The following is a 14,074-nucleotide window of genomic DNA, read 5'->3' as shown; positions in this document are numbered from 1 at the left end:
AGTTTCGGGGGAAACATCCCCAGTCATCAGTAAGCGTACCACAGAATACGCTACGCGAAACGGACAAAGGTATTGATTTATTTCCGCTGTTGAGGCGCGATTTACCAACGCTTGGCGGCTTGTTTATCCGTATCGCGAGCCTCTACCCAGCGCTCCCCCTGCCCGGTCGCCTCACGTTTCCAGAAGGGAGCTCGGGTTTTCAGGTAATCCATAATGAATTGCGCCGCCTCAAAGGCCATGCTGCGGTGGGCGCTGGTCACGCCGACAAACACAATTTCATCGCCAGGAAATAAATCACCGATGCGATGGATCACCGTTGCCCGCTGCAATGGCCAACGAGCACGCGCCTCTGCAACGATCTCTTCCAGGGCTTTTTCAGTCATGCCAGGGTAATGCTCCAACGACAGCGCGCTGACGTCATCCCCCAGATTGTGATTGCGTACCTTGCCGGTAAAGGTCACCACCGCGCCGTCATCATCACACTGTGCCAGCCACTGGTACTCTTCACCTACGCTAAAGGTTGCCTGGCCAACGCGGATACGAGTATTTTCCACTGTTAACCTCCTGTTACCGGTGGAAAGAAAGCCACTTCATCACCGGCTTGCAGCGGATGCTCTGCGGCCACCAGCGATTGGTTGACCGCCATCAGCAATTTACCGGATTCCAGCGCCAGCGCCCAACGCTCACCGCGTTCACACAACGATTTACGCAGCTCTTCCACCGTGAGGTACTGTGCCGGAACGCTCAGCGTACTGGTGCCTACCAGCTCACGCACCTGCGCGAAAAACAGAATAGTGATCATGATCCCACCTTAAAATCACCGGACTTGCCGCCGCTTTTCGCCAGCAGCCGCACCGGGCCAATTACCATATCCTTCTGCACCGCTTTGCACATGTCGTAGATGGTGAGCGCGGCCACCGAAGCGGCAGTCAACGCCTCCATTTCAACCCCGGTTTTACCGGTCAAACGGCAGCAGGTTTCGATACGCACACGGTTAAATTCCGGCTGCGCTTCGAGCTGTACTTCCACCTTGCTTAGCATCAACGGATGGCAAAGGGGGATCAGCTCCCAGGTGCGCTTCGCCGCTTGAATTCCGGCAATACGTGCTGTGGCGAATACGTCGCCTTTATGATGGCTGCCGTCGATAATCATCGCCAGCGTTGCCGCCTGCATTTCTACAAAGGCCTCGGCACGGGCTTCACGTACCGTCTCCGCTTTGGCAGAGACATCGACCATATGGGCCTCGCCAGCGGCGTTAATGTGGGTTAGCTGCGTCATGGATTATTTCTTCAAATGGGGTAAGAAGTTGCACGGGCGATGGCGCGCGTCCAACTGTTCTTCAATAATACGTTCCCAGGCGGTACGGCAGGCGCGGGTGGAGCCCGGCATGGCGAAGATCACCGTTTGGTTGGCAATACCGGCCAGGGCGCGGGATTGGAGGGTCGCGGTGCCGATCTCTTCGTATGACACCATGCGGAACAGTTCACCGAACCCTTCTACTTCACGGTCAAACAGCGGCAATAGCGCTTCTGGCGTATTGTCCCCGGAGGTAAAACCGGTGCCGCCGTTAATCAACACGGCCTGCACATCATCACTGGCAATCCATGCGGAAACCTGCGCACGGATCTGGTAAATATTGTCTTTGACCAGGGCGCGCGCCACCACCTGATGGCCGGTTTCCTGTACCGCTTCTTGTAGATATTGCCCGGAGGTATCTTCCGCTTCAGTGCGGCGATCCGAAACGGTCAGAATGGCAATCTTGGCCGCAATAAATTCACTGCTGGTTTGGCTCATTGTGTGTTGTGCTCCTAATTGTCGATGACCCCTCACCCTCTCCCATAGGGAGAGGGAACCGTTCGAGCTCGTATTAATCCTCTGGCGCTCCCCATTGCTACAGGAAATCGTATCAACCACCAAAAACGAAAAGTTCTACGTGAGACCGCTGTCACCCTCTCCTTTAGTGAGAGGGAACCGATCGAGTTAAAGCTAGCCACCGATAAACGATAAGTTCTGCGTGAGACCGCTATTGCCCTGATGCAGGAAGTGAGTCTGCTTTTTGGTTTGCAGCCCGCTATGAATACGCATTTTCAGCTGTTCCAACTGGCCGTCATCCGCCAGCAGATCGCGTAGGGTAATACCTTGCTCACCAAACAGGCACAGATGCAGATTGCCAATGGCGGAAACCCGCAGGCGGTTGCAACTGGCACAGAAATCTTTTTCGTACGGCATGATCAGCCCAATCTCGCCCTGATAATCCGGATGGCTGAATACCTGCGCCGGGCCATCGCTGCGGCCGCGGGCTTGGCGCTGCCAACCCTGCTGCTCCAACTGCAGGCGGATCACTTCGCCAGAAACGTGGTGCTTACGGAACAGATCGCTGCCATCGCCGGTTTCCATCAGTTCGATAAACCGCAGTTGAATTGGCCGATCCTTGATCCAGTTAAGGAAGCTGCCCAACTGCTGATGGTTGACATCACGCATCAGCACCGCATTCACCTTCACCTTGCTGTAACCGGCGGTAAAGGCGGCATCGATGCCCTCCATCACCTGGCGGAATTTGTCCTGGCCGGTGATGGCATGAAACTGGCGTGCATCGAGGCTGTCTACGCTGACGTTAATCGCCGTGAGGCCCGCATCGCGCCAGCTGGCCACATCACGCGCCAGACGGTAGCCGTTGGTAGTCACGGCCAAGGTACGGATCGCCAGGTTTTCGCGCACGGCGGCAATGATGTCGGTAAAATCGCGGCGTAAAGAGGGCTCACCGCCGGTCAGGCGTACCTTTTCGGTACCCAGTTCGGCGAAGGCACGGCTGACGCGCCGAATTTCGTCCAGAGAGAGGAAGGTCTTGGGGCTGCCGCTCGGTTTATAGCCATCCGGCAGACAGTAGGTGCAACGAAAGTTACACACGTCGGTGATCGATAGGCGCAAATAGTAGAATTTGCGCTCAAAAGCATCAATGAGTTGCGGCACCTGTAACACCTTCCAAATACGGGAGATGCGAGCGTTTCCACTCTGCACCCTGGTGGCTGACATCGCCACGGCCAGGATACCCTATCGCTCCAAAGAACAACGTAGGTATCAAGGCTAGGAGTTTTGATCCCATTCCCACTACCTCAAGTAGCCGGAACGAAACCGTGGTTTTCCTGAGAATTCTAGCGCTAAACAACCGCGATAGCCAATGTGGATTTACGATATATACTTGTGTATACAGCGTTTTCTCACCCTCTCAAGTCTTGAGAACCATAATAAACAACCGTTACGCCAGTGAATTGACCAGAATCACGCAAATCGCACTCTTTATCGCGTTTTTGTGTCAAATCCGCTACTTTATGCAGGCAGTCTACCTACCCTGAGTTAAGGAATTTTATGCGCAACCGTACCCTGGCCGATCTTGATCGCGTCGTGGCATTAGGTGGTGGTCATGGTCTTGGCCGTGTGATGTCTTCGCTGTCGTCGTTGGGTTCTCGCCTGACCGGCATTGTCACCACTACCGATAACGGCGGTTCTACCGGCCGCATCCGCCGTTCCGAAGGCGGCATTGCCTGGGGTGACACCCGTAATTGCCTCAATCAGCTGATTACTGAGCCTAGCGTCGCCTCGGCGATGTTTGAATACCGTTTTAGCGGCAACGGAGAACTGGCGGGGCATAACCTGGGCAATCTGATGCTGAAAGCCTTGGATCACCTGAGCGTGCGCCCGCTGGAGGCGATCAATCTGGTGCGTAGCCTGCTGAAGATCGACGCGGCACTGATCCCGATGTCGGAACAGCCGGTCGATCTGATGGCCCACGATCATGAAGGACACCAGGTCTACGGTGAAGTGAATATCGATCAACTGAGGATCATGCCGCAAGAGTTGCTGCTCTCTCCACCGGTACACGCCACCCGTGAAGCGGTTGAGGCAATCGCGCAGGCCAACCTGATCCTGATCGGGCCAGGCAGTTTTCTTACCAGCCTGATGCCATTGTTGCTGCTTGAGGATCTGACTCAGGCCCTGCGCCGCAGCAGCGCCAATATGGTGTATATCGGTAACCTGGGCCGCGAGCTGAGCGTTGCCGCAGCCGCACTGACGCTGCAAGATAAACTGGCGCTGCTTGAAGAGAAGATCGGTCGTAAAATGATTGACGCCGTGATCGTTGGCCCGGCGGTGGATGCCAGCGCAATACAGGATCGCATTGTGGTGCAACAACCACTGGAAGCCAGCGATATCCCGTATCGCCACGATCGTCAGCTATTACGCCAGGCGCTGGATACCGCGTTGGTGCAGCTAGCTAGCCGCGCTTAATCTTGACCGCGGAGCCAAGGATTATCGCTAACGCTGTCGATGTAGAGATCTTCTACCTGTTTGCGTGCCCACGGGGTGCGGCGCAAAAATTTGAGGCTGGATTTGATGCTCGGATCGCTGCTGAAACAGTTGATGCGAATACGCTCTGCCAGCCCGTTCCAGCCATATTGGGCTACCAGCTTGTTCAGCAGTTGCTCCAGCGTGATGCCGTGTAACGGATCTTTAGATGGGGTTGCAGTCATGACGGCTACTCGTCTCAATACTTGGGGCGCACACCTTAATCAGCAAACGGGCGTACGGCAAGAAAATTTACCGGGGCGTGCATACCACGCCCCTTAGATTCAGCGCAGTGCCGCTATGATAGCGCGATAAACTGCTCACGCAGCTGGTGGATTTCATCACGCACCGCAGCGGCCTGTTCAAACTCCAGATTCTGCGCATGAGAATACATCTGCGCCTCCAGCTCCTGGATTTTTTGTTCCAGCGCTTTGGGGGTGAGCAGCTTGTATTGCGCCGCACTCTCTGCCGCTTTGCCCTTTCCTTTGTGCTTGCCACGGCTGCTTGGTTGCCCAAGTTGCAGAATATCCGACACCTTCTTGTTCAGGCCCTTAGGCACGATACCGTTGGCTTCGTTATGCGCCTGCTGCTTGGCGCGGCGGCGTTCCGTTTCGCCGATCGCCTTGGCCATGGAATCGGTGATCCTGTCGCCATACAGGATTGCTTTGCCGTTGAGGTTACGTGCCGCTCGGCCAATGGTCTGGATCAGTGAACGCTCAGAACGCAGGAAGCCTTCTTTATCTGCGTCCAGGATCGCCACCAGCGACACCTCAGGCATGTCCAGGCCTTCCCTTAACAGGTTGATGCCGACCAGCACGTCAAACTCGCCAAGGCGCAAATCACGGATGATTTCGACACGTTCTACCGTATCGATGTCCGAGTGAAGATAACGTACCCGCTCCCCGTGCTCTTCCAGGTATTCCGTCAGGTCTTCTGCCATGCGTTTAGTCAGCGTGGTGACCAGTACGCGCTCGTTGATGACCACGCGCTTGCGGATCTCGGAAAGCAGATCGTCCACCTGAGTGGTGACCGGGCGCACTTCCACGATCGGATCCAGCAGGCCGGTTGGGCGCACTACCTGATCGATAATATCGCCGCCGGATTTCTCCAGCTCATATTTGCCCGGCGTAGCGGACACGTAGATGGTCTGCGGTGCCGCAGCGGCAAACTCTTCAAAACGCATCGGCCGGTTATCCAGCGCCGAAGGCAGACGGAAACCGTACTCTACCAGCGTCTCTTTACGTGAGCGGTCGCCTTTGAACATGCCGCCAATCTGCGGGATGGTAACGTGGGATTCATCCACCACTAACAATCCGTCTGCGGGCAGGTAGTCGAACAGAGTTGGCGGTGGCTCACCCTCACCGCGCCCGGAAAGATAGCGCGAGTAGTTTTCGATACCGGAGCAGTAACCCAACTCGTTCATCATTTCCAGATCGAACTGGGTACGCTGCGTCAAGCGCTGCTCTTCCAGCAGCTTGTTGTTTTCCAGCAGCACTTTGCGCCGATGGGCCAGTTCCACCTTGATCTCTTCCATTGCCTGCACGATACGTTCGCGCGGGGTGACGTAGTGAGATTTGGGGTAGATGGTAAAGCGTGGCACCACCTGCTCAATCTGGCCGGTTAGCGGATCGAACAGCGACAGGCGTTCGACCTCTTCGTCGAACAGCTCAACGCGCAGCGCCAGCTCATCCGATTCCGCCGGGAAAATGTCGATCACTTCGCCACGTACGCGGAAGGTGGCACGCTGGAAAGCCTGATCGTTGCGGGTATATTGCAGCTCGGCCAGACGGCGCAGGATCGAACGCTGATCGATGATCATGCCCTTGGTCAGGTGCAGCATCATTTTCAGGTACAGATCCGGATCGCCCAGACCGTAGATCGCGGAAACCGAAGCCACTACCACCACGTCACGCCGCTCAAGCAGCGCTTTGGTGGCCGACAGGCGCATCTGCTCAATATGTTCGTTTACCGAGGCATCTTTCTCGATAAAAGTATCGGAGCTAGGCACATAGGCTTCTGGCTGATAGTAATCGTAGTAGGAGACAAAATATTCCACCGCATTCTCGGGAAAGAACTCTTTCATCTCGCCATACAGCTGCGCCGCCAGGGTCTTGTTGGGCGCCAGCACCATGGTGGGCCGGTTGAGATCGGCGATCACATTGGCGATGGTAAAGGTTTTACCCGAGCCGGTTACCCCCAGCAGCGTTTGATGCGCCAGGCCGTCTTCCAGGCCCTCTTCCAGCTTTTGGATGGCTTGCGGCTGATCGCCGGCCGGTTTGAATTCGGAATGCAGTTTGAAATGTTTGCTCATATCCCCATCATCTTTCAGGTTTGCGGCCAGACGGTAGCGGCCTAATTATGGAAAGACCGGAAGATTTCCGCCAGTGCCCATGATACTGGATATAAAACCAGCTTCAAGCGGATTTACGCTATTACGGCCGTTAACGGGGCGCGAACGCACCGGCAAGGTGACAATACCATGACATTTTTATTGTCAATCACCCTGTTATCCCCAGAATGCGTTACAAATTAACTTTTGGCCCGGATTGCGCTGAAAAACCGCCCATCGGCACGTTATCGATATTCGTTGGCTTGATTTTAAATAACCTATTGATATTAAATGAATTTAATAAAAAGACGAGAATGCGGACAACCTGCGCACAACCCGCGCCCGCTCTCTGTTCACACTGCTTTTCTAAGTATAATGCACAAGGTTATCCACAGGAATAGTGGATAACTCTCACTACCCCATGGGGGGCGGGAGTTGTGGAAAGAACGCTTTTCCCAATGAAACGTCAACTGAGTCGGTTTTTTAGTTATTTTTTTACAATAATTCTGCTTTGGTTATGCCGATTAATGCTAAAAGCCGTGATAACGAAAACGCTCTTTTAGCTATTTTGCTTTTCAGGGGTTGCAAGTTGCGGCAACAACCTTTAGGGCTTGCACCAACAGCTTGCCATGCCGCACGGTAACGGTGCAAAAAACGCCCAAGTTAACCTTCTGGCCCTGGTAGAGCCCCACTGCGTACCGGGCCCAAACAGTTAACAAAACAATAACAAACCGTTTTTTTTGTTGCGCAACACCTGATGGCCTGGGAATTGCATTTCCTGGTTCGGGGGCGTTACCTTGCAGAAGAACCGGTAAATTCAGACTAAAACCGGCCGCAGCCAGCTCGGTTATCTTCGGCGAAAAGTTCATTGCATACCAAAAAGCCCCCCTAGAGCCGCCAAACGACCGTTAGCGGCCATTTTCCAATTTTTTAGCCTGAGCCGCGATTAGGGTAATCAGCACAGCATTTTCCACACCCGGGAGAGACACCGCTTGCGGCGGTCAACGTTATCCATACGTGAATATCGGTCTTGGAGGAAATGCCAAATGTTAAGCTTACGGGCGGTAAATCAATATTATGGACAACAGCATACGCTGTGGGATGTCAGCCTTGAGTTGCCTCGCGGGCAATGTACCTTGTTGCTTGGCCGCAATGGGGTGGGTAAAACCACGCTGATCAACTGCATCATGGGACACCTGCCGATCGTCAGCGGCAGTATGACCTGGCAGTTGGCAGATGAGCCACCGCAAAACCTGTTGCCACAGCCGGTAGAAAACCGGGCGTTACTGGGCATTGGTTACGTGCCACAAGGGCGACAAATATTTTCCCAACTGAGCGTAGAAGAAAACCTGCAGGTGGCCTTGCTGGCCGGGCGTGGCAAGGTCCGCCGTATGCCCGCCATCATTTACCAGTTGTTCCCCCGGCTGCAGGCGATGCGTATGCGCCGTGCGGGTGACCTTTGCCAAAGTGAGCAACAGCAGCTAGCCATAGGCCGCGCTCTGATGCTGGAGCCGGAACTGCTGATCCTGGATGAGCCAACCGCCGGTATGTCACCTTCCCTGGCGATGGAGATTGGCCAGGTGATCCGTAAGCTGAATCAGGAGTTGGGTATGACCATTTTACTGGTTGAGCACCAACTCCCTTTTGCCCGTCATCTGGCAGACCGCTTCTGTCTGATGGATAAAGGCCGTAACGTGGCCAATGGCACTCTGGGGCAACTGGATGAGGGATTGATTGATGCCTATCTGACGGTGTGAATCTGGCCCTTCCGTGGGCCATCTGGTCAAGGGTTCAGTCTGGTTAAATCGAGGTACTGTCCCAATGCCTGCTGTTCTACCTGCGGTAAATGTGGGATCTCGCCCAACAGGGGGGCAGGCAATAGGCGGCAAAGAGTGGCAAGGTACTCTTGATGGCGTTTTCCTGGCGGGGTAACGTCATTGGCGATCCAGCCTGCCAGGGTCAGGCCTGACTGTTGGATCGCCAGCGCAGTCAATAGAGCATGATTGATGCAGCCCAGCTTGATGCCCACCACCAGGATCACCGGCAGTTGCTCCTGCTGGACCCAGTCAGCAAAGGTTTCATGCTCAGAAAGCGGGGTGAACCAACCGCCTGCGCCCTCTACCAACAGCCAATCTGCTTGCTGTTCAAGATGGCGTAAACCGGCGGAAAGCCGCGCCAACGAGATAGGTCGCCCTTCGGCCTGGCTGACAATATGCGGCGAGGTCGGTTCGGCAAAGGTGTAAGGGTTCACTACGGCGTAATCCAGCGCTACGCTGCTGTTTCTCTGTAGCGCCAGCGCATCGCCGTTGCGTAGCCCTTCATCGGTCATCTCACTGCCTGACGCTACCGGTTTATAACCAGCACAGCGCCACCCCGCCTCGCAGGCGGCTTGTAACAAGGCACTGCTGGCCACGGTTTTGCCCACTTCGGTGTCGGTTCCGGTGACGAACCAGCGCTTAATCACGATAAATCACTCCATAAACCAGATGATAACTGAGAGGAAACTGCCCGTCCCGGCAAGGGTAAGCTGCCTGCAACGCGGCAAGCCGCTGGCGGGAAAGCAGGCCAGCTTCACGGCCTTGATGTAGATGAGTCGCGCCGATGCCCTTTAGCGATCGCATCAGCGTCATCACGTCGGGATAATTGAGCGTTTGCCAATCTGCCGTAAGTTGGTGCCGGTAGGGATGACAGGCGGCGGCGATCTGAGTTGGGGGCAGGAAGTCATTCACATGACGTTCGCCATCGACTTGCTGCCAGGCGTCGCCTAACTCGTGTAAAGCCCCCTGAGCCAAAGTAGAAAACAGGATCAGCCCACCGGGCCGCGTCACCCGATACAACTCAGCCAGCGCCAGGGGCAAAACGCTGCACCACTGCACCACCAGGCTGCTAAAACAGATATCCACCGAGGAGATCGGCAAAGGAATGTGTTCGATATCCCCCAGCAGATAGCGATCCGCCGCTTGCTGCTGGCGGGCAAATGCCAGCATGCCCGGTGCCAGATCCAGCGCGCTGACCTGCTTGCCCAGCTCACGCCAACGGCGGCTGAAATAGCCCGTGCCGCAACCGGCATCCAATACCTGTTGGCCTGGATGAGACAGCCCCATCCCCAGTAAGCGTTCACCAACCTGCCGTTGCAGCACCGCTGCGGTATCGTAGCTCGCCGCTGCCCGGCTGAAGGCGGCGGCTACCGCCTGTTTGTTCACCGTATCAATGGCAGACGTCATGCAGTACCTCCAGCAAGCGATCGATATCCTGTGGCTGGTGTGCAGCGGTGAGCGTAATGCGTAACCGCGCGCCCCCCGGTGGCACCGTCGGTGGACGGATGGCGCTAACCCACAACCCCTGCTCTCGCAGCCGCTGCGCCAAATCCAGCGCCTGTTGGTTATCCCCCACCAACAACGGTTGGATAGCGGTATCCGACGCGCTTAACGTTAGCGGCAGGCCCGCCACTCCGGCACGAAAATGCTGGATGTGTTTTTGCAACCGACCACGTAGCTCGTCCCCTTGCTGAATACAGCCTAACGCCGCCTGCAAGGTACAGGCTTGAGCGGGTGGCATCGCGGTGCTGTAAATCAGATGGCGGGCGAATTGCAGCAGATATTCCGCCAACGGTTCATCGCAGAGGATCGCCGCGCCGCTGACGCCGAATGCCTTGCCAAAGGTCACGACCAGCACCTCTGGGCGCACACCTTGCTGCCAGCAACTACCGCGCCCTTGCTCGCCACGCACGCCAATGCCGTGTGCATCATCTACCATCAGCCAGGCACCGGCCTGCTGCGTTAACCGATGCAACTCGGCCAACGGAGCGCTATCACCGTCCATGCTAAAAACGCCTTCGGTGATCGCCAACTGTTGGCCCGCACACTCTTTTTGCAGCAAGATCTCCAATGCCTGGGGCTGGTTATGCCGAAAACGCCGCAGCTGCGCCGGTGAGTGAGTGGCCGCTTCCAATAAGGAGGCGTGGCTGAGCTTATCCGCCAGAATGCGATCGTCAGCCTGTATCAGGGCAGCGAGCAATGCCTGATTAGCCGCATAGCCGGAGATAAACAGCAACGCACGCGGGTAGCCGAGCCACTCTGCCAGCTGCTGCTCCAGCTCATGATGAGCATGGCAAAAACCGGTAACGTGGCCAGAACCGCCGCTGCCAACGCCGTAGCGCTGCGCCCCCTGCTGCCAGGCGGCGATCACCTCAGGGTGTTGGCTCAGGCCCAGATAGTCGTTGCCGGAAAAATTCACATAGCGCTGGCCGTCGAGTTGCAGATAGCGGCCATTACCCCCTTGATTCACCTGCCGCTGACGATAAGCAGCAGCCCCGCGCCGCTCCTCCAACGCCTGTGCGATCCGTTGCTGCCAGCTCATTACAGCGCCGCGTTGTAGAATTCAGCGGTATCGGCGTGCAGCAACTGCTCGGTCAGCACCTGCTGCTGCTGATTGTCACCCTGTTCGGTGGCGGTTTGCTGCGGATTCAGGCCCAGCTTGCGGAACAGTTGCAGATCCTTATCCTCTTCCGGGTTAGGCGTGGTCAGCAATTTGCAGCCATAGAAGATGGAGTTGGCCCCGGCCATAAAGCACATCGCCTGGGTCTGCTCGCTCATCTGTTCACGACCTGCCGACAGGCGGACGTAGGATGTCGGCATCATGATGCGGGCAATGGCAATGGTGCGGATAAAGTCAAATGGATCGACGTCATCATTATCCGCCAACGGCGTGCCTTTCACCTTCACCAGCATATTGATCGGCACGCTCTCCGGCGGCTTGGGCAGATTGGCCAGTTGCACCAACAACCCGGCGCGATCACGCACCGTTTCGCCCAGCCCGACAATCCCACCGGAGCAGACTTTGATCCCGGCGTTACGCACCTTATCCAAGGTATCCAGGCGTTCCTGATAGCTGCGGGTGGTGATGATGTTGCCGTAGAATTCCGGCGAGGTATCCAGGTTATGGTTGTAATAATCCAGCCCCGCTTCGGCCAGCCGTTCCGCCTGCGCACCATCCAGCGTGCCCAGCGTCATGCAGGTTTCCATCCCCATCGCCTTGACGCCCTGCACCATCTGTTGCAGATAAGGCATATCGCGCTCGTGCGGGTTTTTCCAGGCGGCTCCCATACAGAAACGGCTCGAGCCGGCCGCTTTGGCCTTGCGCGCCGATTCCAGCACCTGTTCCACCTGCATCAGCCGTTCGGATTCCAGGCCGGTTTTATAACGCGAACTTTGCGGGCAGTACTTACAGTCTTCCGGGCAGGCACCGGTTTTGATCGACAGCAGCGTGCTAACCTGCACCTGTTGCGGATCAAAATGTTGGCGGTGAACGGTTTGTGCTTCGAACAGCAGTTCGAGTAGGGGTTTATCAAACAGGGCCTGGGCTTGCCCCACTGTCCAATGAATGCGGTCGGCCATTTACGGCGTCTCCAAAAGGGAAAAAAGTGTCGTCAGTGTAGAGTTTGCGATTATACTGTCAACCATTCTGTAAAAATTTGGTTTACTATTAATGTCTGTCTCTCCCTGCGATATCGAATTCGATCGACGCCACATCTGGCACCCGTACACCTCCATGACCCAGCCCTTGCCTTGCTATCCGGTGGTGTCCGCCAGCGGCGTCGAGCTGCAACTGGATGATGGCCGCCTGCTGGTGGATGGCATGTCTTCCTGGTGGGCGGCGATCCACGGTTACAATCATCCGCAACTGAATCAGGCAGCCGTGCAGCAGTTGGAGAAAATGTCGCACGTGATGTTCGGTGGCATTACCCATCCCGCCGCAATCGAACTGTGCCGCAAGCTGGTAGCAATGACGCCGGAAGCTTTGCAGTGCGTATTCCTGGCAGATTCTGGATCGGTGGCGGTGGAGGTGGCGTTAAAGATGGCGCTGCAATATTGGCAGGCCCGTGGCGAACGGCGGCAACGTATTCTGACCTTACGCCATGGCTATCACGGCGATACCTTTGGCGCGATGTCGGTTTGCGATCCAGACAACTCCATGCACAGTCTGTATCAGGGCTATCTGGCTGCACACCTGTTTGCTACCGCGCCTCAATGTCGTTTTGACCAGCCTTGGGACGAACAGGATATTGTTCCGTTTGCCGAGCTACTGGAGCAGCACGCCGGGGAAATTGCCGCCGTGATCCTGGAGCCGGTGGTGCAAGGGGCTGGTGGCATGCGTATCTATCACCCAACCTATCTGCAACGCGTGCGGGAACTGTGCGATCGCCACCAGATCCTGCTGATTGCCGACGAGATTGCCACCGGTTTTGGCCGCACCGGCAAACTGTTTGCCTGCGAACATGCCGACGTGGTGCCGGATATTCTTTGCCTGGGCAAAGCGCTAACCGGTGGCTATATGACCCTTTCCGCCACCCTGACTACGCGCCGCATAGCTGAAACGATCAGTAACGGGGCCGCTGGCTGCTTTATGCATGGGCCAACCTTTATGGGCAACCCGCTGGCCTGTGCCGTCGCCTGCGCCAGCCTGTCCTTGCTGGAGGAGAATCGCTGGCAACATCAGGTAGCCGTCATTGAAACACAGCTTAAACAGCAGTTGTTACCACTGGTAGCATCATCCAAGGTGGCCGACGTGCGGGTGCTTGGGGCGATTGGCGTGGTGGAGATGCATCAACCGGTGGATGTGGCGTTACTGCAACGTGGATTTGTCGAACGCGGCGTATGGATCCGGCCCTTCGGTAAACTGATCTACCTGATGCCGCCTTATATCATTACGCCGGAACAACTCACTCAGCTGACGGCGGCGATTGCTGCTGCGGTGGAGTAACGGTTTTAAGGTTGTATTGTGGCGGCAAACCGATCTAGCTTAGGGGTTCGGTATTTTAGACAACTGGGAGTCATTATGGCTTTTCGTTTGTACAGCAACGATCTGCAAGACGGTACAAAAATGCCTGAGCGGCAGGTATTTAACGGCATGGGCTACCACGGGGATAACCTCTCTCCTCATCTGGCCTGGGAAGATGCACCAGCAGGCACCAAGAGCTTTGCCATCACGGTTTACGATCCCGATGCCCCTACCGGCTCCGGCTGGTGGCACTGGGTCGTCGCCAATATTCCGGCAAGCGTGCATGAACTGCCACAAGGTGCGGGTTCCGGCAAACCGGGTCTACCGGCTGGCGCAGTGCAAACCCGTACCGATTTCGGTAAGGCCGGTTACGGTGGCGCGGCTCCGCCGCAGGGGGAAAGCCATCGTTATCAGTTCACCGTGCATGCGTTGGACGTGGAAAGCATTCCAGTGGACGCAGAGGCAAGCGGCGCAATGGTCGGTTTTAACATCCACTTCCATAGCCTTGGCAAAGCAACGTTGACGGTAAAATACAGCTAAGAAACGTTGAGGGGCGCAGCGCGTCGGCCCCCTTTTTAACCGCATATTTTTCCAGCCCGCCCACCCACATAGGGCGGTTTCCAA

At 56.2% G+C, this 14,074-nt stretch carries 16 protein-coding genes and 1 riboswitch; of the genes, 4 read left to right on the top strand and 12 right to left on the bottom strand.

Annotation, left to right across the window (positions count from 1 at the left end; translation table 11 throughout):
* Positions 1-101: 101 nt before the first annotated feature.
* From moaE to moaA, 5 genes are all read right to left on the bottom strand, one after another.
* Complete coding sequence (moaE, locus tag ACLQ7H_RS01810; RefSeq protein ID WP_411751192.1) at positions 102-554, bottom strand: molybdopterin synthase catalytic subunit MoaE; 453 nt, start codon at positions 552-554, stop codon at positions 102-104.
* A gap of 2 nt (positions 555-556) precedes the next feature.
* Positions 557-802, bottom strand: coding sequence for a molybdopterin synthase sulfur carrier subunit (gene moaD / locus ACLQ7H_RS01805; RefSeq protein WP_411751191.1), 246 nt, complete (start codon positions 800-802; stop codon positions 557-559).
* Positions 799-1,278 (bottom strand): cyclic pyranopterin monophosphate synthase MoaC, encoded by a 480-nt coding sequence (gene moaC / locus ACLQ7H_RS01800; RefSeq protein ID WP_071683176.1) that lies wholly within the window; start codon positions 1,276-1,278, stop codon positions 799-801. Before moaC ends, moaD begins: the two co-directional genes overlap by 4 nt.
* A 3-nt stretch (positions 1,279-1,281) precedes the next feature.
* The gene (moaB, locus tag ACLQ7H_RS01795; protein ID WP_411751190.1) at positions 1,282-1,794 is read right to left on the bottom strand and encodes a molybdenum cofactor biosynthesis protein B; all 513 of its coding nucleotides are present in this window, start codon (positions 1,792-1,794) and stop codon (positions 1,282-1,284) included.
* Positions 1,795-1,986: 192 nt separating this feature from the next.
* A complete protein-coding gene (gene moaA, locus ACLQ7H_RS01790) occupies positions 1,987-2,970 on the bottom strand; it encodes a GTP 3',8-cyclase MoaA (protein ID WP_411751189.1) in 984 nt (327 codons plus the stop codon).
* A riboswitch (molybdenum cofactor riboswitch) is annotated at positions 2,961-3,103 on the bottom strand. It overlaps the preceding gene by 10 nt.
* Before the next feature lie 263 nt (positions 3,104-3,366).
* Between moaA and yvcK the strand changes: the two genes are divergently transcribed.
* Entirely contained in the window at positions 3,367-4,284 is a 918-nt protein-coding gene (gene yvcK, locus ACLQ7H_RS01785; protein ID WP_411751188.1) for a uridine diphosphate-N-acetylglucosamine-binding protein YvcK, read from the top strand.
* Here the strand turns inward: yvcK and ACLQ7H_RS01780 are convergent.
* The 3 genes from ACLQ7H_RS01780 to ACLQ7H_RS01770 form a co-directional block, all read right to left on the bottom strand.
* Positions 4,281-4,526, bottom strand: coding sequence for a VF530 family DNA-binding protein (locus ACLQ7H_RS01780; RefSeq protein WP_021180393.1), 246 nt, complete (start codon positions 4,524-4,526; stop codon positions 4,281-4,283). The genes yvcK and ACLQ7H_RS01780 overlap by 4 nt on opposite strands.
* Before the next feature lie 113 nt (positions 4,527-4,639).
* Entirely contained in the window at positions 4,640-6,652 is a 2,013-nt protein-coding gene (uvrB, locus tag ACLQ7H_RS01775) for an excinuclease ABC subunit UvrB (protein WP_411751187.1), read from the bottom strand.
* Between the two features lie 593 nt (positions 6,653-7,245).
* A complete protein-coding gene (locus ACLQ7H_RS01770; RefSeq protein ID WP_411751186.1) occupies positions 7,246-7,539 on the bottom strand; it encodes a hypothetical protein in 294 nt (97 codons plus the stop codon).
* Positions 7,540-7,716: 177 nt separating this feature from the next.
* Here ACLQ7H_RS01770 and ACLQ7H_RS01765 point away from each other — a divergent pair, with 177 nt between their 5' ends.
* A complete protein-coding gene (locus ACLQ7H_RS01765) occupies positions 7,717-8,427 on the top strand; it encodes an ABC transporter ATP-binding protein (RefSeq protein WP_411751185.1) in 711 nt (236 codons plus the stop codon).
* Between the two features lie 26 nt (positions 8,428-8,453).
* Here the strand turns inward: ACLQ7H_RS01765 and bioD are convergent, their stop codons facing one another.
* The 4 genes from bioD to bioB are packed head-to-tail and all read right to left on the bottom strand — an operon-like array spanning position 8,454 to position 12,066.
* Positions 8,454-9,134: a dethiobiotin synthase gene (bioD, locus tag ACLQ7H_RS01760; protein WP_411751184.1), complete on the bottom strand. Its 681-nt coding sequence runs from the start codon at positions 9,132-9,134 to the stop codon at positions 8,454-8,456.
* Positions 9,127-9,894, bottom strand: a complete 768-nt coding sequence (gene bioC, locus ACLQ7H_RS01755; RefSeq protein WP_411751183.1) for a malonyl-ACP O-methyltransferase BioC — start codon at positions 9,892-9,894, stop codon at positions 9,127-9,129. Before bioC ends, bioD begins: the two co-directional genes overlap by 8 nt.
* Entirely contained in the window at positions 9,878-11,029 is a 1,152-nt protein-coding gene (bioF, locus tag ACLQ7H_RS01750; RefSeq protein WP_411751182.1) for an 8-amino-7-oxononanoate synthase, read from the bottom strand. The genes bioC and bioF overlap by 17 nt, the downstream gene beginning before the upstream one ends.
* Positions 11,029-12,066 carry a biotin synthase BioB gene (bioB, locus tag ACLQ7H_RS01745; RefSeq protein WP_024483117.1) on the bottom strand — a complete coding sequence of 346 codons (1,038 nt, stop codon included), beginning with the start codon at positions 12,064-12,066 and terminating at the stop codon, positions 11,029-11,031. The genes bioF and bioB overlap by 1 nt, the downstream gene beginning before the upstream one ends.
* Before the next feature lie 91 nt (positions 12,067-12,157).
* On the opposite strand from bioB, the gene bioA reads away from it, so the two are divergent.
* Both bioA and ACLQ7H_RS01735 read left to right on the top strand, forming a co-directional pair.
* The gene (gene bioA, locus ACLQ7H_RS01740; protein ID WP_411751181.1) at positions 12,158-13,432 is read left to right on the top strand and encodes an adenosylmethionine--8-amino-7-oxononanoate transaminase; all 1,275 of its coding nucleotides are present in this window, start codon (positions 12,158-12,160) and stop codon (positions 13,430-13,432) included.
* 75 nt (positions 13,433-13,507) lie between these two features.
* Positions 13,508-13,990: a kinase inhibitor gene (locus ACLQ7H_RS01735; protein ID WP_411751180.1), complete on the top strand. Its 483-nt coding sequence runs from the start codon at positions 13,508-13,510 to the stop codon at positions 13,988-13,990.
* The last annotated feature ends 84 nt before the right edge of the window (positions 13,991-14,074 follow it).

It is taken from the genome of Serratia sp. (in: enterobacteria) (genome assembly GCF_046715635.1).
Taxonomy (GTDB): Bacteria; Pseudomonadota; Gammaproteobacteria; order Enterobacterales; family Enterobacteriaceae; genus Chania.
Note: the sequence above shows the minus strand (reverse complement) of the source record. Positions and strands in the feature narration are given on the sequence as shown.

Coding starts and splice junctions, on each gene's coding strand:
- bioF (WP_411751182.1), bottom strand. CDS start 11,029: ATGAGCTGGCAGCAACGGATCGCACAGGCGTTGGAGGAGCGGCGCGGG.
- moaD (WP_411751191.1), bottom strand. CDS start 802: ATGATCACTATTCTGTTTTTCGCGCAGGTGCGTGAGCTGGTAGGCACC.
- ACLQ7H_RS01735 (WP_411751180.1), top strand. CDS start 13,508: ATGGCTTTTCGTTTGTACAGCAACGATCTGCAAGACGGTACAAAAATG.
- bioC (WP_411751183.1), bottom strand. CDS start 9,894: ATGACGTCTGCCATTGATACGGTGAACAAACAGGCGGTAGCCGCCGCC.
- uvrB (WP_411751187.1), bottom strand. CDS start 6,652: ATGAGCAAACATTTCAAACTGCATTCCGAATTCAAACCGGCCGGCGAT.
- ACLQ7H_RS01770 (WP_411751186.1), bottom strand. CDS start 7,539: ATGAACTTTTCGCCGAAGATAACCGAGCTGGCTGCGGCCGGTTTTAGT.
- bioA (WP_411751181.1), top strand. CDS start 12,158: ATGTCTGTCTCTCCCTGCGATATCGAATTCGATCGACGCCACATCTGG.
- bioB (WP_024483117.1), bottom strand. CDS start 12,066: ATGGCCGACCGCATTCATTGGACAGTGGGGCAAGCCCAGGCCCTGTTT.
- moaB (WP_411751190.1), bottom strand. CDS start 1,794: ATGAGCCAAACCAGCAGTGAATTTATTGCGGCCAAGATTGCCATTCTG.
- yvcK (WP_411751188.1), top strand. CDS start 3,367: ATGCGCAACCGTACCCTGGCCGATCTTGATCGCGTCGTGGCATTAGGT.
- ACLQ7H_RS01780 (WP_021180393.1), bottom strand. CDS start 4,526: ATGACTGCAACCCCATCTAAAGATCCGTTACACGGCATCACGCTGGAG.
- moaC (WP_071683176.1), bottom strand. CDS start 1,278: ATGACGCAGCTAACCCACATTAACGCCGCTGGCGAGGCCCATATGGTC.
- ACLQ7H_RS01765 (WP_411751185.1), top strand. CDS start 7,717: ATGTTAAGCTTACGGGCGGTAAATCAATATTATGGACAACAGCATACG.